The sequence below is a fragment of the Arthrobacter sp. AQ5-05 genome, assembly GCF_003287975.1.
Taxonomy (GTDB): Bacteria; Actinomycetota; Actinomycetes; order Actinomycetales; family Micrococcaceae; genus Paeniglutamicibacter.
Genome location: NZ_QMKQ01000046.1, coordinates 1 through 20,244 on the forward strand (window position 1 = coordinate 1; position 20,244 = coordinate 20,244).

The 20,244-nt window shown below is 62.3% G+C and carries 17 protein-coding genes; 13 read left to right on the forward strand and 4 right to left on the reverse strand.

From position 1 onward, the window contains the following. Nucleotides 1-407: 407 nt before the first annotated feature. The 3 genes from DQ353_RS20220 to DQ353_RS20230 all read right to left on the reverse strand — a co-directional run bounded on the left by DQ353_RS20220 (nucleotide 408) and on the right by DQ353_RS20230 (nucleotide 5,547). On the reverse strand, nucleotides 408-2,207 hold the full coding sequence (locus DQ353_RS20220) for a site-specific integrase (RefSeq protein ID WP_113764989.1): 1,800 nt from the start codon (nucleotides 2,205-2,207) through the stop codon (nucleotides 408-410). After that, on the reverse strand, nucleotides 2,204-3,730 hold the full coding sequence (locus tag DQ353_RS20225) for a hypothetical protein (protein ID WP_113764990.1): 1,527 nt from the start codon (nucleotides 3,728-3,730) through the stop codon (nucleotides 2,204-2,206). The genes DQ353_RS20220 and DQ353_RS20225 overlap by 4 nt, the downstream gene beginning before the upstream one ends. 287 nt (nucleotides 3,731-4,017) lie before the next feature. Then, nucleotides 4,018-5,547, reverse strand: coding sequence for a site-specific integrase (locus DQ353_RS20230; protein ID WP_113764991.1), 1,530 nt, complete (start codon nucleotides 5,545-5,547; stop codon nucleotides 4,018-4,020). 13 nt (nucleotides 5,548-5,560) lie between these two features. Between DQ353_RS20230 and DQ353_RS20235 the strand changes: the two genes are divergently transcribed. From DQ353_RS20235 to DQ353_RS20270, 8 genes are all read left to right on the forward strand, one after another. Beyond that, nucleotides 5,561-5,764: a Y-family DNA polymerase gene (locus tag DQ353_RS20235; protein WP_286166942.1), complete on the forward strand. Its 204-nt coding sequence runs from the start codon at nucleotides 5,561-5,563 to the stop codon at nucleotides 5,762-5,764. Nucleotides 5,765-6,119: 355 nt separating this feature from the next. Beyond that, the gene (locus DQ353_RS20240) at nucleotides 6,120-6,569 is read left to right on the forward strand and encodes a DUF6153 family protein (protein WP_113764992.1); all 450 of its coding nucleotides are present in this window, start codon (nucleotides 6,120-6,122) and stop codon (nucleotides 6,567-6,569) included. Nucleotides 6,570-6,903: 334 nt separating this feature from the next. Beyond that, a complete protein-coding gene (locus DQ353_RS20245) occupies nucleotides 6,904-7,776 on the forward strand; it encodes a F510_1955 family glycosylhydrolase (protein ID WP_113764993.1) in 873 nt (290 codons plus the stop codon). Next, the gene (locus DQ353_RS20250) at nucleotides 7,773-8,456 is read left to right on the forward strand and encodes a GNAT family N-acetyltransferase (RefSeq protein WP_113764994.1); all 684 of its coding nucleotides are present in this window, start codon (nucleotides 7,773-7,775) and stop codon (nucleotides 8,454-8,456) included. Before DQ353_RS20245 ends, DQ353_RS20250 begins: the two co-directional genes overlap by 4 nt. A 130-nt stretch (nucleotides 8,457-8,586) precedes the next feature. Next, nucleotides 8,587-9,087, forward strand: a complete 501-nt coding sequence (locus DQ353_RS20255) for a DUF6153 family protein (RefSeq protein WP_113764995.1) — start codon at nucleotides 8,587-8,589, stop codon at nucleotides 9,085-9,087. A gap of 94 nt (nucleotides 9,088-9,181) precedes the next feature. Beyond that, nucleotides 9,182-9,790, forward strand: coding sequence for a DUF305 domain-containing protein (locus DQ353_RS20260; protein ID WP_113764996.1), 609 nt, complete (start codon nucleotides 9,182-9,184; stop codon nucleotides 9,788-9,790). A gap of 166 nt (nucleotides 9,791-9,956) precedes the next feature. After that, nucleotides 9,957-11,492 carry a multicopper oxidase family protein gene (locus DQ353_RS20265; RefSeq protein ID WP_113764997.1) on the forward strand — a complete coding sequence of 512 codons (1,536 nt, stop codon included), beginning with the start codon at nucleotides 9,957-9,959 and terminating at the stop codon, nucleotides 11,490-11,492. Between the two features lie 190 nt (nucleotides 11,493-11,682). Continuing rightward, the gene (locus tag DQ353_RS20270) at nucleotides 11,683-12,954 is read left to right on the forward strand and encodes a YibE/F family protein (RefSeq protein ID WP_113764998.1); all 1,272 of its coding nucleotides are present in this window, start codon (nucleotides 11,683-11,685) and stop codon (nucleotides 12,952-12,954) included. Nucleotides 12,955-13,514: 560 nt separating this feature from the next. On the opposite strand, the gene DQ353_RS20275 is transcribed toward DQ353_RS20270, so the two are convergent. After that, complete coding sequence (locus DQ353_RS20275; protein WP_220094080.1) at nucleotides 13,515-13,679, reverse strand: hypothetical protein; 165 nt, start codon at nucleotides 13,677-13,679, stop codon at nucleotides 13,515-13,517. A 393-nt stretch (nucleotides 13,680-14,072) separates the two neighbouring features. Between DQ353_RS20275 and DQ353_RS20280 the strand changes: the two genes are divergently transcribed. The 5 genes from DQ353_RS20280 to DQ353_RS20300 all read left to right on the forward strand — a co-directional run bounded on the left by DQ353_RS20280 (nucleotide 14,073) and on the right by DQ353_RS20300 (nucleotide 19,945). Next, nucleotides 14,073-17,159: a Tn3 family transposase gene (locus tag DQ353_RS20280; RefSeq protein WP_113764999.1), complete on the forward strand. Its 3,087-nt coding sequence runs from the start codon at nucleotides 14,073-14,075 to the stop codon at nucleotides 17,157-17,159. Nucleotides 17,160-17,388: 229 nt separating this feature from the next. Continuing rightward, on the forward strand, nucleotides 17,389-17,664 hold the full coding sequence (locus tag DQ353_RS20285) for an SHOCT domain-containing protein (RefSeq protein ID WP_146755360.1): 276 nt from the start codon (nucleotides 17,389-17,391) through the stop codon (nucleotides 17,662-17,664). 59 nt (nucleotides 17,665-17,723) lie between these two features. Then, the gene (locus tag DQ353_RS20290; RefSeq protein ID WP_220094081.1) at nucleotides 17,724-18,362 is read left to right on the forward strand and encodes a hypothetical protein; all 639 of its coding nucleotides are present in this window, start codon (nucleotides 17,724-17,726) and stop codon (nucleotides 18,360-18,362) included. A 180-nt stretch (nucleotides 18,363-18,542) separates the two neighbouring features. Beyond that, nucleotides 18,543-19,022, forward strand: a complete 480-nt coding sequence (locus DQ353_RS20295; protein ID WP_113765001.1) for a DUF4395 domain-containing protein — start codon at nucleotides 18,543-18,545, stop codon at nucleotides 19,020-19,022. 341 nt (nucleotides 19,023-19,363) lie between these two features. Continuing rightward, nucleotides 19,364-19,945, forward strand: coding sequence for a recombinase family protein (locus tag DQ353_RS20300; RefSeq protein WP_113765002.1), 582 nt, complete (start codon nucleotides 19,364-19,366; stop codon nucleotides 19,943-19,945). Nucleotides 19,946-20,244: the final 299 nt, after the last annotated feature.

The following is a 20,244-nucleotide window of genomic DNA, read 5'->3' on the forward strand; positions in this document are numbered from 1 at the left end:
GCGCTCTTCATCGCTGAGTTGTGGGGTTCGCATAGCCCAAAATTAACACTGTCGCAGGATACAGGACAGGATTAACGCGCCGGGATCAATCTTTTTTCGGAACCGCTTTTGAACTATGACCGCCATAGCTAGAATTTCCATGAACTCCCCTGGAGACTTCATATGAGCCCCTTCCCTTCAAAAGCGGGTCGAAATAACTGATTGGCATCGCTATTTCACCGCATTGGGGAGGGGCTCGCCTCGTTTCGACACGAGGCGCGGGCTAGGAACATCACCAGCGTGTGGGGCGGGCGCCCGGAGCCGCGAATGGGGTCCGGGCGGGCTGCCGCCCGTGGTCAAAAGCGTTGCCGCCGGTGGTCAGTCCGGTTGCCGCTGGTGGTCAGCGGGGATTGCCGCCTATGGTCACTTTAGAACTTCCACTGACACCGGCCGAGGAACTTGGCGCTGGCTTGCCGGGTGCGGTGGTTCAGTTCGCGTGCTGCCGGGCCGCTGACGTGACCGCCGCCATCGAGGTATGTTTCCAGCGCTTGGACGTCTTCGATGCGCTCGAGCCAGCGTTCCATGGATAGTTCGTCGGGAAATCCGGAGGCGTACGTGCCGGAGTATCCCTGCGTCACGTAGGTTGCGACGTGTCCATATTGAATGGCTGCAGCGACGAGCCCTCGTGGCCTGCGGACGAGGTGCCAGGCCAAGGACCGGCGGAAGCGACTCCCGCTGATGCGTCCATTCGGGTCCTCGGGGATCGTGTCTGCGCGCGCATTGAGAGCACAGTACTTGTTCACCCACGTGACGAAATTGATGATGTCGGTGCCGATCTGGGAGGAAGTCCGTGCCCGCCCCGGGCGCAGGTTGTCGGGCGCTTTTTGGCCCCGGAGCGGTTTCGGACGGATGCTATTTGGGAACAGCAATGAATCGGCCTCCAGCCGGATGAGCACTGACACGGCCTGGGCTGCGACGGGATGCACGACCCATGGAACGCTGCGCTGGCTTCCCTGCGCGACCTTTTGGCCGTCTTTTTCCTTGGCCGACTTCCAACGCTTCCCGACGACATTCCAGAGGCCGGTGGAGGTGTCGAACTTGAGGCAGTCCCGGTCCAGGCTCAGGACCTCTCCTGGCCGCATCCCGGAGAGGTAGGAGACGACGATGAAGCAGGCTGTCTGGAGATGAGTGGTCAGCGGTATGATCTCATCCCACGTCAGGTAGCGCCCTCGCCACAACTTGCCGTCAAGAAGCCTGGTGCAGGGGACCATCAGATAGGCATCATCGTCAATGAATAGCTTCGAACGGGTGATGACTTGCTGGTCGTAGCGCGGATACGAAGCACCGGGGCCGCGGGCAAGGCGCCCCAGATGCTGCCAGCGGACCTCGCGCGTTCCGTCGGGGAGCACGCGGCCGGGCAGGCCCAGTCCGGCATCCTTGAGTTCCCGAAGGGCGAGACGAAGCCGCTTCTTGCGCGTTGACGGCGCGATGCTCTCTTGCTGGGCTGAGGGCCGGTGTCTGTATTCGTGTTTGATGAGTTCGTGATACTGGTGGTAGCTCGCGATGATGTCGTCGGCGAAGTCCTCAATGAACCTCATGGCCCAGGCCATGAGCGGTACCAGCGTTTCATCGGCGATGCGCGGGGTGAGGTTCCCCCGGCGCTGCGGCGGGCGGCCCAGCAGGTCGTAGGAGCGTTCATCGAGCCAGGGCGCAACGGCCGGGAGCCGGAGCGTGGACGGCACGAGGTCGCGATAGCTCCACAGGCGCCGCGTCTCGGTGATGATATGCCGTTTCTGCGCATAGGTGAGACCCGTGGTGCCGAGGTCACCCAGCAGCTCGTCCAGCACCTTTGGCGTGGCCTTCTCGAGCGTCTCGAAGTTCTTGCTTTCGAACCAGTCAAGCAGTCGGAGCAGATGGGGCCGAATGAAGGAGACGGTCCGGAGGGATGGTCTGGCCTCTGCTGGTCCGGAGGCGAGGGGCCGGAGGGTTTCGTCGTTGATGACGTGCCAGAAGTAGGTCTTGACGGCGGTTCTCCATCGTTCTGGAAAGACCTCGAACGTTAACGTTGTCTTGGTGCTGTGGTCTTCGAAGATGCCGGGGGTGAGGTCCCAGGTGGCGTCCTCGAACCTGGAGAGCCCCTCGATTCGTGCATCGTTCCGGAGTTCACGATTGGCCAGAACGAGCGGGTTCGCCGCCACCGGCGCAAGGGCTAATGCATGCGAATTCATCTCAGGTCATACTTTCCGTCGAGGAGGGCTTCGATCATCTGCAAATCCTTGTCGGTCGCTTGGGCTGCCATCGCATTGACATCGGCATGCTGCGCGCCCAGTAGGTCGTCAAGGCGTTCTTCGGCGACACCAAACTGGCGTTCCCACTGCTTGGCTGGCAACTCCAGGCGGCGAGCTTCGATCCGTTGCTTCAGCAGCGCCTGCACGGGAACATGGCGAGGCTCGGAGCGAGCATTCGGGCATGCCAGGCATAGCAGGAACGATGCAGTGCAGGGCGTCCCGTCTGGTGAATGGGGGCTGTGCTCGTGGTCGATGCATGCGGCGGCGATGGTGTCGAGGCGCCCGGCAAGTAGATCGGTGAGTCGTTCGGCAGATATTCCGAGTTGTTCGGCCAGTGGTTTCGGGTTGTTCGAGGCCGCACGGACGTCATCATCATTGAGAACGTGGACAGCGGTTGCCGCCCGGATGCGTGTCACCTCCTCGGCGAGGGCGCTTCCTACGACTTCTTGATTGATGGACAGCGCCGCAGGGTCCTTTGACAGGTACGTGTGGGCGAGAGTTTCGACGGTCTGCGCGACGGGGCGCTGGTGATGTTGCAGGAAGGTGCGTCGGAGGCGGCGGCTGTCGATGGTGCTCTGAAGCTTGCCATCGTGTGTCCAGCCGTGCCAGCGGCGGAGACAGTCCGAGGCGATGGGCCGAAAAATGATGCGCTCCGTGGTGTTCTTGATCCGCCGATCGCCATATGCCCAGCAGAGCAGCATATTGGTGGCCGTGAACGTGCGTGCCCGTCGACATAGTTCCTCGGCGATTATGTACACGCCGAAAGGCGAAGCATAGTCATCTCCCTCGGTGTTGTTTCCGGCATCGAGCCACACTGGGACAGACGTAAACGACAGGTCCATCTCCGCGGCGTAGCGACCACGCCGGGGTTTTTGTGCCCTGGTGAGGAGCACTTCACCCTCTTTCTCTTGGTCATCCGCCCGGAGATACTCCGTTGTCAGGTTGCAGAGCGTCGAGAGGTTCTGGCCCGTCAGGCACTGCAGCAACACAACGAGGGCCGCGAGTTCGGAGCTGCTGGGGAAGAGCGATCGAATTAGCGAGCCCGCATCAGTGCTTCCTTCCTGTTGACTGTGCGGTCCTCTTTCACGGTGGGGAACGCTGCCCTCGTTGGCAATCTGCTCCAGGAGCGCGCCTCGTTTGGCGACGTCAGGATTGATTTGCACCGGAGCAGGGGCTGTCAGCCACGCCGCAAGCTCTGCTTCACCGGCCCTGATTCGGGAGAGCGCAGCACGTATTTCCGTCCTTGCTGCCCGGCGAATCGCGCGAAATTCACTGTCGGTGTAGGAAGCAACCGATGGGCTGGCCGCCACGTGGCCAAGGGGCGAGTAGAGCAACTCGCGGAACGGCCCGGGCAGCGATTCGTTAGCTCGCAGGGTGATCCGCACCGCATGCACCACGTTGAGGCTGTAGCTCGTCCCTCGCAACCGAAATGTGGCGATGTGTGCAGGTCGCAGATCGCTCATTTTCCGGGGTGGGGCCGGATGGGAGTTCAACAGGCCGGCGAAGGTCCGCAATCCGCCGTACAGATTCGCTGCCGATCCGAGGGTCCGGCGGGTTCCGCCCGGACCGGTGGCCCGGGCGAATCCCTCGGCGAAGACGGTCTCCAGTTCTGGACCTAGCTTCAGCCTGTGGAACTGGAAGTCCTGGGACCCGTGACCCGTTTCAGCATGAACCTTTACGGTGATGCTGTCGCCATCATGGAGTACCGTTTCCGGCCTTGAGTATTCCCCATGGGGAAGTGCTGCTCTCCTCACAGGGTGTCCCCGATCTCGGACCGATCAGCGAGCCTCACCCGGGGGTCGGTGCCGAGGATCTGAAGCAGCAGCTCGGCGTCGAGTTCGCTTCGTCCGTACTCTAGGAGCAAGGTGACGTCTAGTGCCCGAAATGGTTCAAGGTAGACGCGTTTGGTCGTGTTCACGTCGGAGTGTCCGAGCATTGTCTGTACCAGGGACCATGAGTCTCCGAACTGCTCACGGAAGTCGCGCGTGTAGTCGTCCTCAAGCCCGTTCATTCTTCTCTCCCAGATGAGGCGGCCAACGGCGTACCACCGCAGCGCGAAGCTGTGCCGAAGCATGTGGGGGTGACATGCGAGCCGTTCAACCCCGGCACGCGCCACTCTCGCATTCGCCCGGTCAAACGCCTTGTACCAGGCACGTTTGGGGCGTGGGGCGCCATCCTCGTTCAGCCAGAGAGCGACGGGCACCAAGCCGTCGGCACTGTGGGTGAACAGGCTTACCCTCTGGCCTGGATTGAGGTCATTCAGGCTAACGGTCCTGCGGAAGGACGAGTCTCTCGACGCGATCTCGACCTTGCCGTCCGAAGTGACCCGTTCGATGATTCGGATATCTCGAATTCGGTCATACAGGCCGTTGTCCTGTGCCCGCCGTATGGCCGCGGCACGTTCTGTCTCCTTATATCCCGCGACTGCGTCAAGCGCCGATCGCTCCATCCAGTACCGGTGTCCGAGTCCGCCTTTGGCACACGCGTCCGAGAGATCATGCGTCGTGTACTTGCGACCCTTGGTAGGTTGACGGAGTTCCAAGGTCAGAATGCTCGCCCACTCTTGCAGCCGCAGTCCGCTGCCGTAGAGGCCATCCACGAACGAGGCATCGCGGGATTGAGAACGGGGACGCCAGCGAACCCGTTCGTCCCCGTCTCGCGTCATGCCATGAATGCCCACGTTTCTCCAGAGCCTGAACGCGCCGGGCGAGAGCCACTTGACGTCGGCTCCTCGAACAGTCGAGGGCTGAAACACGAGCCCACCTTGCGGCCGGCCGGGATGCCAGCCCGACCGCTCGCGGCCTTCGGATTCGAAGAGGATAGGAGGACCTTGGGCGGCGCGTCGGGCCCAATCGTAGAAGATCGTCAATGCGGCCACGTCGCCTGCCCAGGTCGAGCCCGAGACCGGTCGTGGGTTTCGTTCGTCCGTTCGACGCCAGAACTTGTAGTCGAGCACGTCCTCGTCGACGGCAGCATCCCATTCCTTGCCTTTTCGTGCCAAGAAGTCCATCCACACGCGAAGGGCGTGCGCGTACTTCCGGTTTGTCCCCTCCGACCTGTTCCGCATCCGACCACTCGCAAAGAACAGGTTGAGCGCCGCGTGCAACTCGCCCTCATCGTTGACGAAGAAGGGGCGACCCACCTGCTCGGGAGGCAGCGCAGTAGTTCCCACGGGCGGGTCGAGCATGTCAAACGCACGACCGAGTAGAGCATCGTCGAGGGGAGTAACGGTCTCGGGTACGAAGTAGAGCCTCCACGAGGCCAAAGCTGTAGTCGACATACACGTAGCTTCAATGACTCAAACATTCCATGACGTGCAACACGCCGTAAGGGGGGTGAGAATCTACAGCATCGACGAGGCCTTCCTGGGCGTCCGCGGGACCCTGCCGGAACTGCAGGCCCTGGCCCGAGCCATGAAGCAGGAGGCGATGGACCACCTTGGACTGCCGGTATGTGTGGGGATCGCCAAAACTACCGGTACAGCCGAGTATTCGTGAGTGGCTTGTTCTTCGCGGTACAGAAAGGTATTACCGAAGAAACGGGCGGGCTAAACAGCCCGAACTAGGCAAATACAGACCGTTACCAGTAAACCACCCCTGATTGTTCTTTCGTGTGCACGCTCCCGTAAAATGATTCATATCCCGATGGGGCAGTCGGAAGCCGGACCGCAATCTTGCTTACCTTGCGTTTGGCATTCGCCGGCGAGGTGTGGCATCGAGAACAGTCACATCTTCGTATCGGCCCCGGGATTCGGTGGGCCGCCTACGGCGCAGCAGAGGCGGCGCTTTGGGTTGAATCCCGGCCACGTCGCCAGAACAGGTCCGAAGCCAAGCCCAGGAAAGGGAGCCCGTCGTGAACCAACGCCGAGCGACCTTGACCTCGGTGTTTCGTCCTGCGTTCATTTTGGTGGCGCTGTTCCTTGGCTTGCTCGCGATGCATATTCTCGGGGTGGATCACCAGGTGCCCCACGGCACGCATGGTTCCCCCATCGCGGTCACCGACCAGACCGGGAACCGGGAGTCTTCCGAGAACCTGATCCCGGCAGCGGTGCTGGCTCAGCACGCCCCGGTCGAGGATTCCCCTGCATCTCTTGCGGGGGAATCCGTGGGCGGCACGGAAGCCGCGTTGATCGGCATGTGTGTCCTCGCCCTGTCCCTCGGCGGGCTCTTTTGCCACCTTGTTTCCCGGGCCTTCCGCCCGGTCCCCGGGCGCGGGCTGACCGCCCCGCCCGTCATCTGGTTCCCGCAAACCCGCGACCGCACCACACCTTCACTGGTCCAACTTTCGATCAGTCGCACGTAAAATCCATGGCTTCCCCCGGTCCGGCCATCCTCTTTTGCGTGCCCTCTTCCGACCGGAAAGCCCCGATGGGTCCCGAGGCCTGCGCCTCCCCTGGCGCCACCGACTTATCCGTGCACGGACCACCGGCGCTGTCTTGACCAAGGCCACTGCAGTGCTCCCGGCTGTCGCGTGACGCCACGGAAAAATCCACTTCACGGCAACGAATAAAACCGGCCGGCCCGACCGACGTGCTCGGTCGTTGATCCGTTGCCGGCTTCCACGGATCGGGCCCGCTTGGGGCACCCCAATGCTCACCTCCGGCAGGCACCATCCTGCTCTTTTTACCTGGAGAACCATGTCTTCCACCCTGCCCATTGTCCGTCGTACCCGACCGTGGACGGCCACGGCCATCGCCGTGCTCGCCACCCTGGGACTTGCCGCGTGCGCTGAACCCTCGAATTCGAGTGCCGCCGCACCGCCACCGGCCAGCCCCTACGGCCACATCCACGCCATCACCATTGAGGAATCAACCCAACGAGTCCTGCTCGCCACCCACAACGGCCTCTTTGACGCCACCGAGACCGTCCCCCAAAAGATCGGCCCCACGATAGATCTCATGGGATTCACCACCGCCTCGGACGGAACCTTCTACGCTTCCGGACATCCCGGTCCGGGCACCGATCTGCCCAATCCGCTGGGCCTGACCAAATCCACCGATGGCGGGGAATCCTGGACCCCCCTCTCATTGCAGGGGACCTCCGACTTTCATGCGCTGACCGCGACCAGCGACCAAATCATCGGATACGACGGAAAACTACGTTCAACCGTTGACGGCCAGAAATGGTCGGATATCGGCCCCATGGCACCAACCCCCTACGCGCTGGTGGGAACCCCCGAAAACACCGTGGTACTGGCCACCACCGAGGAAGGGGTCTGGCGGTCCCTGGACAGCGGACGAACCTGGTCTGCCCCCATCCAAGGGCCAAGGCTCCTCACGGCCGCCTTCGCGGACCCGATGACCATCGTGGGTGTCACGCCCGAAGGCAGCGTGTACCTGAGTCTCGACGCAGGGATTTCCTGGGAAGCAACCGGAGCCGAGGTGGACCAGCCGGCGGCCATGGGCGCCACGCGGACAGCAGAGGGGAGCCTTTCCCTCTGGATGGCCCTGGAACGCGGACTGGTGAAGTTCACCTACGACGGAACGACCTTCATCGAGGAAACCCGATGAGCCAGAGGCTCCCTGAGTTCCCAAGTACCCGGTCTTTGGTGGTCATCAGGCCTGCCGCGGAAGAAGACCTGAAATTGATGGCCTCCAACATGATCAGGCATCTGCCCGAGGGGCTGTTCCCGCGGTTGGGAAAACGCTTCGTGCGGCGTTGGATGCAAACCTTTCTGACCGAACAATATGGCGTGGCCCTGGTCGCGGTAACCATTGATGCCCCCCGCCAGCAGGTCGGTTTCCTGATCGGTTCAACCAACCAGGTTCGCCACGTGGCCGACGTCTTGCACCACCAAAAGTGGAGCCTCCTTTTCTCGGGGCTGGCGGCGCTCTGCCTTCGACCGCGGGTGCTGCTTCACTTCCTGCGCACCCGGGCCCGACCCTACCTGCGCCGCATCACGGGGCGCACGAACAATCCGGGCGTCGAAACCCTTCCCCGGCCGGCAACGGCCGTGATCACCTCGCTCGTGGTCCTGCCCACCCTGCGGGGAGGGGGAATCGGAAGATTCCTGGTGGAGGATTTCCTGGACCGGGCCGCGGCGGACCGAGCGTCCCTGGCCGAGCTGGTGACCACGGCAGGAGCCGCGGGGGCAGGGGACTTCTACGAGAAGATTGGCTGGACCTGCGTGGAGGAACGGCATTCAAAGGACGGAACGCCCATCCACACCTATCACCGTTCCCTGCCGTAGCCGGTTGCTGGCGGCAACGCTGCTTTCCGGCCGGCCTCCGCTGGCCCTGGCACCGAGGCGCCACCCAGCCAGTATGCGTAAAATCCGCAACAACCCGATATTTATGGCCGTCCAGAGGAAGGGCCCCGCAATGCGCAACCACCAGGCCCTGCCCGCCACGGGATCGGTCCTGTCCAGGATCGGTTGGCTGGCCGTGGTGATGACCATCATCGGAGGACTTCTTGGCATGCATGCGATGGGCGGATTCCAAGCACCGTCACAGGTAACGGCTCCCATGGCCGACACGGCAGCAACACCTGCACCCACCCTGCACACTGTGACGCCGAGCCACCACGGCTACTCGAGCGCCCTCCCGTCGGCCCCTGCGGCGGCAACCGCAACCTTGATTGCACCCGTGCACCAAGACGACCCGATATCCTGCGGCGGGTCGTTGCCGGACGGCCAGGTCGCCATGGGTGGCCACGACACGTGTGTCCCATCCTTCGGCCCGGATTTACTGATCGTTCCCCTGCCGGGGATACTCACCTGGGCCCACCCGGGAACCGCATTCACCAGCACCCCGGGCCCCAAGTCAAAAGGCAGGGTTCCCGACCCGCCCTCGTTGACCCAGCTCTCGATCATTCGAACGTAAACCGACGATTTCCCCTGCCCCTTCGGTGACAGGATCCTCAGTCATGCGCCCCGATGGGGCGCCGTTTACCCTCGAAACCCGTTTTAGCGAAGGAATGATCCTTGTGAAGAAATTCTTAGTCGCCTCCACCACCGCCCTGGCCGCCGCCCTCGTCTTGGCTGGATGCTCCACCGGGACCGGTGACACCATGCCGGGCATGGACCACAGCACCTCGGCGACCTCCAGCATGCCAGCGACCGACGCCGTCGGGGGGCACAACTCCGCCGACACGATGTTCGCCCAGATGATGATTCCCCACCACGAGCAGGCCGTGGAGATGAGTGAGATCATGTTGGCCAAGACCGGGATGGACCCCAAGATCGAGAGCTTGGCCCAGGACATCAAGGCCGCGCAGGGTCCGGAAATCCAAAAGATGAAAAATTGGCTCGCCGGATGGTCCGAGCCGGCCACCATGGCCGGAAACCACGGCATGGACGGGATGATGACCGATTCCGATCTGGACAAGCTCAAGTCCGCACAGGGCACCGAGGCGAGCAAACTGTTCCTGACCCAGATGATCGCCCATCACGAAGGTGCCGTGGAGATGGCCCGGACCGAAGTCACCGATGGCAAGAACGCCGACGCCGTGGCCTTGGCCCAGGAGATCGTCTCCTCCCAGGAAGCCGAGATCAAGGACATGCAGGACCTCCTCGCCACCCTGTAACGACCCGCAGCACTGCTTATGCAGTGGTGGATCCGGGATTCCGGGGATTCACCACCGGCAGGCCCTTGCACCGTGCAGTAGCCCACCGCAGGACCAAAACATGGGCGCTGGAGCCCCCGCCATTTTCTTGCCTTCCCAGGCAGCCATCTTTTCAAAGGATTCAATCATGACCCACCAACCAAATCGTCGTTCGTTCCTCGGGCTCTGCGTCGCAACGACCGCAGTGGCAGCCCTGGCCGCCTGCACCCCCACGCCCCGCATCGAAGCAGGGGCCGCTCGCATTCTGCCTACCGACCCGATCATCGCCACCTACGAAGGCCGGCGGGCAAGCACCGGCAAGACCGTCAGCCAATCACTCACCGCGGGGCCCTTGTCCACCACCCGGGCGGGGAGGGACATTTCCACGTGGGGATACAACGGTTCCCTGGTCGCCCCCACCCTGCGCGGCACCGTCGGCGACCAGCTCAAAGTCACCGTCGACAACAAACTCACCGAATCCACCAGCATCCACTGGCATGGGCTCGCCATGCGCAATGATGCCGACGGAGTGCCGGGACTCACCCAGGAGGGAATCGGTGCCGGCACGAACTACCGCTACGATTTCAAGTTGCCGCACCCGGGCACCTATTGGTACCACTCGCATGTGGAGATGCAACGAGAACGTGCCCTCTACGGGGCCCTGATCATCGATGACCCCCAGGAACCGTTGGCGTATGACAAGGAGTGGGTGATCGTCCTGGACGATTGGATGGACGGTGTCACCGGGACCCCGGATGACGTCCTGAAGGAACTATCCGGCGGCATGGGCAACATGGGTGGCATGGGTGGCATGGACCACGGCGGCGCCGACGGCCCCATGGCCATGGGCCACATGCTCATGGGTGCAACCAGCGATTTCCTGGGCGGGGATGCGGGCGATGCCGCCTACCCGCTGCATCTGTTCAACGGCACCAGCGCCGAGAAGCCCGAGACCTTCACAGCCAAGCAGGGTGAGCGGATCCGCCTGCGCGTCATCAATGCCGCAGGTGACACCGCATACCGGTTCGGGATCCCGAACCAGAAGCTCACCGTGACCCACACTGACGGGTTCCCCGTCGAGCACACCGAGGTCGATGCCATCGTCCTGGGCATGGGGGAACGCATCGACGCGCTTTTGACCGTCGGTGAGGGATATACCCCCGTATTGGCGTTGGCCGAGGGTAAAGCACAAATGGCCTATGGGCTTCTCTCCACCGGGTCCGGGACCATCCCGGCGAGAGCCGACCTCCCGACGGCCTTGACAGGCAAGGTCGTCGACGGCGGCCAACTCACCGCCGACCCGTCCGTGAACCTGGCAGCCAAGACACCTGACCGGGTCCACGAGCTGCGATTGACCGGTGGGATGATGAGCTACGACTGGGGCATCAACGGCCACCGCTTCGACATGGCCAACCCCTTCGAGAACACCTTCGACCTCAGGGAGGGCGAGAGGGTGGAGGTGAAGTTCGTCAACGACACCGAGATGTGGCACCCGATGCACATCCACGGCCACACCTTCCAAATCGGGGACACCGGGGCGCGCAAGGACACCGTCATCGTCCGCCCCCAGGAAACCGTCACCGTCCGGTTCGACGCCGACAATCCGGGCCAATGGCTCTTCCACTGCCACAATGCCTACCACGCCGAGCGCGGCATGATGGGTGTCTTCTCCTACGTCAACTAGGTCCGAGGTACCCCGGCACACCCCGGATCTGCCATCTCGGGTTCCCCCGAACTATCAAAAGAATGGGGCCACCAATTTCCTCGGCACCCTGGCGGTGGAAATTGGTGGCCCTCACCGTTCTCGCATCGCAAGTTTTCCCCCGGGAACCTCTGGGAGATAACCCCTCAACCAATCTGGAGCTGAACCTTTCATGGGTGGACACCACCACGCCGACGTACTCGTCGACCCGACCAGGCGCCGCCGCGCCAACCTCATCCTGTGGATCCTGCTCGCCCCGGTCGGGGTGCTGGCCTTCGTGGCAACCATCCTGCTCTGGCCGGCCGGCGGCATCACCAAAACGCCCCTCAACGATGTCTTTGACACCGCGAACGGCGTGGAGCTCTCCATCGGGACCGTCACCCGGACCGTGAGCGAAACTTGCCCCTCCACCCAGGGCCTGGACGAGGTCGGCGGCAAGGAACTGCTGTGCGATGTTTCCTACGTTTCGCCCGAAGCCGGTGGCGCGTCCTTCGTGCTGGAGGTGCCCCCGGAGACGACCCAGTCCCGGCCCCTGGTGGCAGGGGACAAGATCAAGTACCTCGACCTGTCGCACACCACCGACTCCTCGGCACCCTACGTCTTTGTCGACTTCGTGCGCTCGACCCCGCTGGCCCTGCTGGTTATCGCCTACGCTGTCGTCGTGTGCTGGGTGGCACGCTGGCGCGGGCTGCGGGCCTTGGCCGGGCTCCTGGGCGGGCTGGCCTTCATCGTCGGCTTCATGATCCCGGCGCTGCTGGAAGGCAAGTCCCCGATGCTGGTCGGACTGACCACCTCCACCGTCGTCATGTTTGCCGCCCTGTATTTTGCCCACGGATTCTCGGCCAGGACCTCCACGGCCCTGCTCGGGACACTTTTCGGGCTGGGTGTCACCGCGGCCATTGCCGTCTGGGCCACCGATGCGGCGGCGTTGACCGGGGCCACCGAGGATGCTTCCATGACCCTGAGCACGGTGGTGCCCGAGCTCAGCCTGTCCGGGTTGCTGCTGTGCGGGCTGCTCATCGCCGGCATGGGCGTGCTCAACGACGTGACCATCACCCAGTCCTCCGCGGTGTGGGAACTGGCCGAAATCGCCCCGCACTCCACCGCCGGGCAACTTTTCGCCTCGGGGATGCGCATCGGCCGGGACCACATCGCCTCGACCGTCTACACCATCGCCTTCGCCTACGCGGGTGCGGCCCTGCCCATCCTGGTGCTGGTCAGCCTGTACGACAGGCCCCTGGTCGACACCCTCACCACCGGGCAGATGGCCGAGGAGGTCATCCGGATCCTGGTGGGCTCGATCGGCCTGGTCCTGGCCATCCCGGTCACCACCGCCATTGCAGTGGCCGTGGTCAAGGCCGTGGGCTCGGGGACCAACGCCGCGGGAAACGCTTCCGCACCATCGGGTCAAACCATGCAACCGGCAGGTTCCGAGCTCGACTGATCCCGTGGGGTGGTCTTGGTCTTTCATAAGGCGGATTCGAGGGTAGTCGGTCCAGTCGTGGCCGCTGTGGGCACTCCAGCGTTCCGCAGCAAAGATGGAGATTCCCAGGAGCTCAGCCAGGACCGAGGGCGGCAGGTCGCGGGCGAGGCTTATGAGCGCAACGTTCCTGGCGGCGCGGAGGTTGATGCTTCTGCACGCGAGAGGTTCCCTGATCGTCGCGGTCGTGAGGTGGCGGCCTGCTCGCCGGCCCTTGAAGGTCCAGATGTTTCTCTCCCGATCCGAGGTGGGTCCGGAGTCCAGGAGCCGCCGTAGTAACGCGCCCAGTGCTGGGGGAAGTTTGATCGGTTCGGTTCCCAGTGAGAGATAGGTGGTGTCGCCCTCCAACGTGACAGTATCGCGTTGAAGTGAGACAACGCGGGTCAGTGCTGTTCCGTAGATTGGGCGGCTTACTGGTAGTGACCGTTATTCACATGGTCTGTATTCATGCGGTATCTGGGTCCCTGATGTTGTGTCCAGGTCCTTGGGAAGGCATCGGCATCGACGGTGAATGCCCGCACTGATTACTCGCGGCTCTCGATCGTGGAGAACGCCAGGTTCCGTGCCGGTTGCTGGTTTCGCCAGCCGTCCACCATGGTGGTGAAGTCCTGTTTCTTCGGCCGCAGCAGCGACAGACAGCCGAAGCGATGCAAGCTCGCCGCCCCGGGCGCAAAACCGTTTACGACCATCAAAAGCCAACCTTCCGTCGCTTGCATCAGATGAATGCAACTTTCATCCGATGCAATATTCTTGCAAGTACTCAGGTCAGATGCGCTGCCAGGGCCGCGCGGGGCCATGGCCGGAAGGATCGCATCAAGCGATCTCAATAGGCACTGCACCCCTGCCCTGTGCCAATGGCGACAGACCCCGGAATATTCAACCCGAACGCAATAGAACATCAGATGAAATTGCGGTCAGAATGTGAAAAAGTAGAATATCCGACGTTAGAGCCCGGTTCTCCTGGAGGTGCAGCCAGGGGCAATCTGTTCGGTTTGTAGATCTGGTTCCGACCTTTAGGGGTCTGGCCTGCAGCGGAACAGTGGTTGGCGCTAAGCCTGCGAGATTGGCTTTAGGTTGGTGTCATGCCAGTTGAATTTCTCAGTGATGACCAAATAGCGGTATATGGCCAGTTCTCAGGTCCGGTATCGCCGGCGGAGTTGGAACGGTTCTTCTTTCTAGATGATCAGGACTTGGAGCTGGTGGGGCGCCGTCGTGGCGAGGGCAGCCAGCTGGGCCTTGGGGTGCAATTGGGAACACTGCGTTTTCTGGGAACGTTTCTTGATAATCCGGTCGCAGTACCGGAAGCCGTTATCAATTTCGTGGCAACACAACTCGGAATCGTCGATAGCTCCGTTTTGGGCAGTTACGTGGAGCGGTCAAAGACGCCCTATGAGCACCGTTGGGAGATAGCCCGGGCATATGGGTACCGGCGGTTCTCAGAACCCGAGACTGCGGAAGAATTTAGAAGCTTCTTGACGGCTCGTGCGTGGACGCGGGCCGAGCGACCGACCCAGCTCTTTGATCAAGGCGTAGCGTGGCTTCGTGCGGAACGAGTGCTGTTACCGGGTGTGAGCGTGTTAGCCAGACTCGTCGCCGAGGTCAGAGCGATGGCCGGGGATCGGTTGTATTCGGTGTTGTCCGGACGAGTGTCACCGGATCTTGGCCGCTGCCTTGATGGTTTGCTCACGGTGCCGGCCGATTCCAGGTCTTCGGGGTTGGAGCGGCTGCGTCGGGCTCCGACCCGGGCGTCTGGGCCGGAGATGGTCCGTGCCTTGGAACGTGTTGCGGAGATCGCCGGGCTGGGCGCCGGCGATGTTGATCTGAGCGAGATTCCGGCCGGGCGCGTTCAGGTGCTGGCTCGCCAGGGCCTCTCATCGGATGCGGCGATGCTGCGGCGCATGCCCAAGCATCGCCGTTGGGCGACGATGGTTGCCACCGCCGGGGTTTTGCGGGTCTCCGCGGTCGATGATGTCCTTGATCTATTTTCGGTCCTCATGGCGACCAAGCTCATCGGACCCGCGGTGCGGGCGACGGCCAAGGATCGACTGCGCTCCTTGCCCCAATTGAGGCGGGCATCGGTGACGTTGGCAGCGGCGGCAAAGGCCATGCTCGAATGCGCCGAGGGCGAGGGAGTGGACCCGGCCGAGGCGTGGACCCGGTTGCAGACGAAGGTATCGCGGGAGGGGCTCATGGCCGCGGTGGCGACGGTTGAGGAGTTGGCTCCGGACTCCGGGGATGACGCGGATCAGGGCCAGGCGGAACTGGTGAAGCGATACGCCACCGTCCGGCCCTTTGCGGCGCTGATCGCCAAGGTTCTGCCGTTGGCTGCAACGCCTGCGTGCACCCCGTTATTGAACGCGGTGAAGGGTCTGGGAAACCTGGTAGGACGCAAGCGGGTTACCAGGGCGGAGATCGTCGATGAGGTGGTGGCCGGGTCGTGGCGCCGTCTGGTGTTCACCACTTCGGAATCGGCGGATGAGCTGGTGGACCACCGGGCCTACACCCTGTGCGTGCTTGAGGCGTTACATCGGGCGCTGCGTCGCCGGGATCTCTACGCCGTCGATTCTCTGAGGTGGGGCGACCCGAGGGCCCGACTTCTCGATGGTGAAGCGTGGGAGCAGGCCCGGCCCGAGGTTCTCACCGCGCTGCGATTGCAGGACCCCGTTGACACTCACCTGGGCAACCTTGCTGCGCGGCTCGACACGGCCTACACGGATCTCGCCGCCCGGATCCTCCCCGCTGAAACAACGTCAAGCACCGTCCCAATTCGTTTGGAAAAAGGCCCCGATGGGCGCACCCGGGTGCACCAGTCGCGGCTGGAAGCGGTGCCGGAACCGGAAACGCTGACCGTGTTGCGAGACACCGTCGAGCGCATGCTGCCCCGGGTGGATCTGCCCGATGTGCTGCTGGAAGTGAACGCCTGGACCGGGTATTTGGATGATTTCACGCACTTGGGCATGACCGAGCAGGCATCCGGTTCCCGGCTCACCGACCTGGCGACCTCGATGGCCGCGGTACTGGTCGCTGAAGGCTGCAACCTCGGATTCGCGCCGGTGATCAAGCACGGACATCCCGCTTTGAGCCGGCGCCGGCTTTCGCATGTGGCGCAGAACTACCTGCGCAGCGACACCCTCGTCGCCGCCAACGCCCGCCTGATCGATGCCCAGGCTGGTGTTCCGACGGCCCAGGCATGGGGTGGCGGCTTGGTTGCCTCCGTTGACGGGTTGCGGTTCGTGGTCCCGGTCCGCACCCTGGATGCCGGCCCGAATCCGCATTATTTCGGTCAAGGCCGTGGCGTGACGTGGCTCAACGCCATCAACGATCAGGTCTCCGGGATCGGGGCCGTGGTGGTGACCGGCACGATGCGCGACTCCCTGCATGTCCTGGATGTGATCCTCAACCGTGATGGCGGGCCCGCACCACAAATGATCGCGACCGATACCGCTTCCTACTCCGACATCGTCTTTGGGCTCTTCCGTCTGTTGGGTTACCAGTTCAGCCCGCGTCTGGCCGATATGCCCGACCAGCGGCTCTGGCGCCTCACCGTGCCCGACGGGCGGGCTGCTGATTACGGTGCCCTGAACGCTGTCGCGACGAACAAACTCTCCGCCAAGCGCATCCGGGCACAATGGGCCGACATGTTGCGCGTGGTGGGATCCCTGCACAGCGGTTCGGTCGCCGGTTATGACCTATTGCGGATGCTGGGCCGCGACGGCAATCCCACCCCGCTCGGGGCGGCGTTCGCCGACTATGGCCGTGCGGCCAAGACCCTGCATCTGCTGGCCATGTATGACCCGGACGATGAGAGCTATCGCCGCTCGATCCACGTTCAACTCACCGTCCAGGAATCCCGCCACCGCATGGCCCGGAAAATCTTCTACGGCCAGCGCGGGGAACTACGCCAGCGATACCGTGAAGGACAAGAGGACCAGCTCGGGGCCCTCGGGCTCGTGTTGAACGCGGTCATCCTATGGAATACCCGCTACATCGACGCGGCACTGACCGTTCTGCGGGAGCAAGGGCATCCGGTGGATGACACCGACGTGGCCAGACTCTCTCCCCTGGGAGATGCTCACATCAATGTCCACGGACGGTACGCCTTCACCACGCTTTCGGATGCGTCCCTCAGGCCGTTGCGTGATCCGGAGAGCATCACCGAGGACGAATAGCGACGTCCACAATCGACCGTTGGTGGTTTGCGTCTTCTTCTCGACGGGCAGTCATGCAGCCCAAGTACCACAGTTGATCTCTATCCATGAGGGAAAACAACGCTGACTTCAACGAACCGCAGATCGATCCTTCTTGGACGGATCGTGGGGAAAGTCCGCAGAAAGCCCCTGACGGAGGATGATGAGGAAGGACAGGGGTATCAATTTAAGGAACCGAGGAGAGGATTTTATGATGATGGGTTACGGATGGGGCATGGGTGTTGGCAGTTGGATTGCCATGGCGATCTTTTGGATCGCCCTATTGGTCCTGATCGTGTGGTTGGTGACGCGGGCGTTCAGCCCAGGCAGCAACCAGCATAAGTCTCTTGAGGACCGCGGATGGCAGGAGAGCGCCGACCAGGTACTGGAACGTCGTTTTGCCGCCGGTGAGATTGACGAGCCCGCCTACCACCGCATGCGTGAAGTCCTGCGGTCAGGGCGTACGCAGCACACCACGGAAAAGTGAAGATTCCCATGTCAAGCAGACGGAAGAGAGTCGGGTGGAGTCGCGGATGGTGGGTTCCAGTGATCGCACTGGTCGCGCTGCTGGGTTCCGGCAGCTGGCTGGTCGCCCAGCAGTCACCTTACAGTTGGGGTATGGGGTCCAGCTGGAGTGGGAACGGGATGATGGGCGGTTCCGGTTACGGAGAGATGATGGGCGGAAACGGATGGTTTGACGGGGATGCCGAACCGGTTCAGGACCTGAATCAGGCCAGGGAGCGCGCCGCAGGTTATGCGGATTTTCTGCAGCCCGGGTTGGTGGTGGGTGAGGTAATGCGCTTTGAGAACCACTACTACGCCGACCTGCAGGAAGCTGACGGGTCCAAGGTCACCGAAGTGCTCATCGACAGTCGTTCAGGGGCGGTGCGGCCAGAGATGGGTCCTGCCACGATGTGGAACACCCGGTTCGGGATGGTGGATCGTGATGGAGGGGCGGAGCCGGCCATCAACGCCGCCCAAGCCCAGCAGATTGCCGATCGTTGGCTGGCAGATCGGGGCGAAGTGCTCACCTCCGATGATCCGGTCCTGTTCCCCGGATACTATACTCTGCACACCATGCGCGACGGTGAGATCACCGGAATGCTGTCGGTGCATGCAAGCACCGGTAATGTGTGGCCTCACTCTTGGCACGGTGACTTCATTGAGATGTCCGAGCACCCGTAAGTAGCTCGATCCGACCGTAGGACCGGCGCTCGGAGGGGGTGTGGGTCCTACTGGTGGAAGACGATCTATCCATTTCCGTGTTGGCTGCTAGCTGTACTAACCACAGATGTTAATGACACACAGCCCCGAAATCCAAGACGGATCCACCGTGTTCCACCATCCACAAGTAGGAAGCCAAAAATGCTCAATGAATTCACGAAGATCAATCTAGATAAGCAAGGATTTGAAAATCTTGATGACAACGCCAAGTCTTGCTATGCGTGGCCCCTGAGGTTCACGCCGGGAGTGGGCACCGTCCTAATCGTTGTTGGACTGGCGTTGCAGTCGCCCATCTTTCTTGGACTTGGGGCAATCGTTCCACTGAGCGGAGCACTATTTCCCCGCGGAATGATTCTTGATCTGGTTTATAACTTGGGCGTGCGACATCTATTTCATGGGCCAGCGCTTCCGCCCACGCCGACGCCACGACGGTTTTCGTACCTGCTGTCCACCGTGCTGCTGACGGGCTCGGCCTTATCCTTTTACTACGGGTTGTCACCGTTGGGAATCATCCTAGGAGGAGCGGTCGCCCTAGGAGGCTTAATGCTCACCACCACCCATTGGTGTCTCGGGTCGTGGATCTACAGATTATTTTTCCGACATTCAGCGGCAAGATCGTAACTACAGGAACATCAACGCGAGACGGTATCGTCACCATACCTTCCCGCAGAATCCAACCCACGATTAGCGAATAGCCTCAACATCACCGTAGAGGGTTTTTAAGGTTCCACATCGGGTGGCGTTCAACGGGGGAAAGCAGACGGCATTGCACATGGAATGACCTTCCAAGCAGGGAAGCTGTTGATTCAGCTCAACTCGTTCAATGACCCGATGTCCAGAAACGGCCGGTTCTGAGACGGTTGCGGGGTCCGGTGGCGCGCCGATCAAAATCGTCCACAACCCGTCTCACAACATGCCAAGCGCACAGCGATGTTGTGAGACGGTTGTGCGACAGTTAACCCATGTCAACCCAACATTTCAATCTCATCGGCTACGCCCGTGTCTCCACCAACGGACAAGACTCCCAACTCCAACGGGACGCTCTTGAAGAAGCTGGCTGCGGACGGATCTTCGAAGACAAAATCTCCAGCCGCGCCACCACCCGACCAGGACTCGCCGCAGCCCTGGACCACCTCCGCCCGACGGACACCTTGTGCGTATGGAAACTGGACCGCCTCGGCCGGTCGGTGAAAGAAGTGCTCACCATCGCCGATGGCCTCCACGACCAAGGAGTCGGCCTGCGCATTCTCACCGGAACCCTGACCGGAACCTACAGCCCGACCGGAGAGGGAAAATTCTTCTTCGTCATGATGGCCGCGTTCGCCGAACTCGAACGCGACATGATCCGTGAACGCACCATGGCAGGCCTCGCCGCAGCCCGCGCCCAAGGACGCACCGGAGGACGCCCCACCGTCATGGATGCCGACACTCTCGCCGCCGCCCAGGCCAGACGCGCCAACGGGCAAAGCCCCACCGAGATCGCCAAAGCCCTCGGAGTCTCCCGCGCATCTATATACCGACACCTGCCCACCAGCAACACTTGAACCAATCCACCCAAACAGATTCCTTAGCGCCAACCACTGTTCCGCTAACGGTCAAACCCCCTTTACTGGCATTGTGTATCGCGCAAGCCGGTGTCCGTTACATTGGCGCGTACACGGAAAGCGTTACATCGCTGGCCGCGCAGTTCTGCGTTTCCGTAAAGCGTGGTTGGAGTGTCTCGCGAACGATCGTTCCCGGACACCATAAATCTTTCCCGTCCTCATACATCGCTTGCCGGATCATTCGTAGTCATGGCGGGTTCGGTTCTCAGAGATCACTCAGGCCGAGCCCGTGGTCGTCG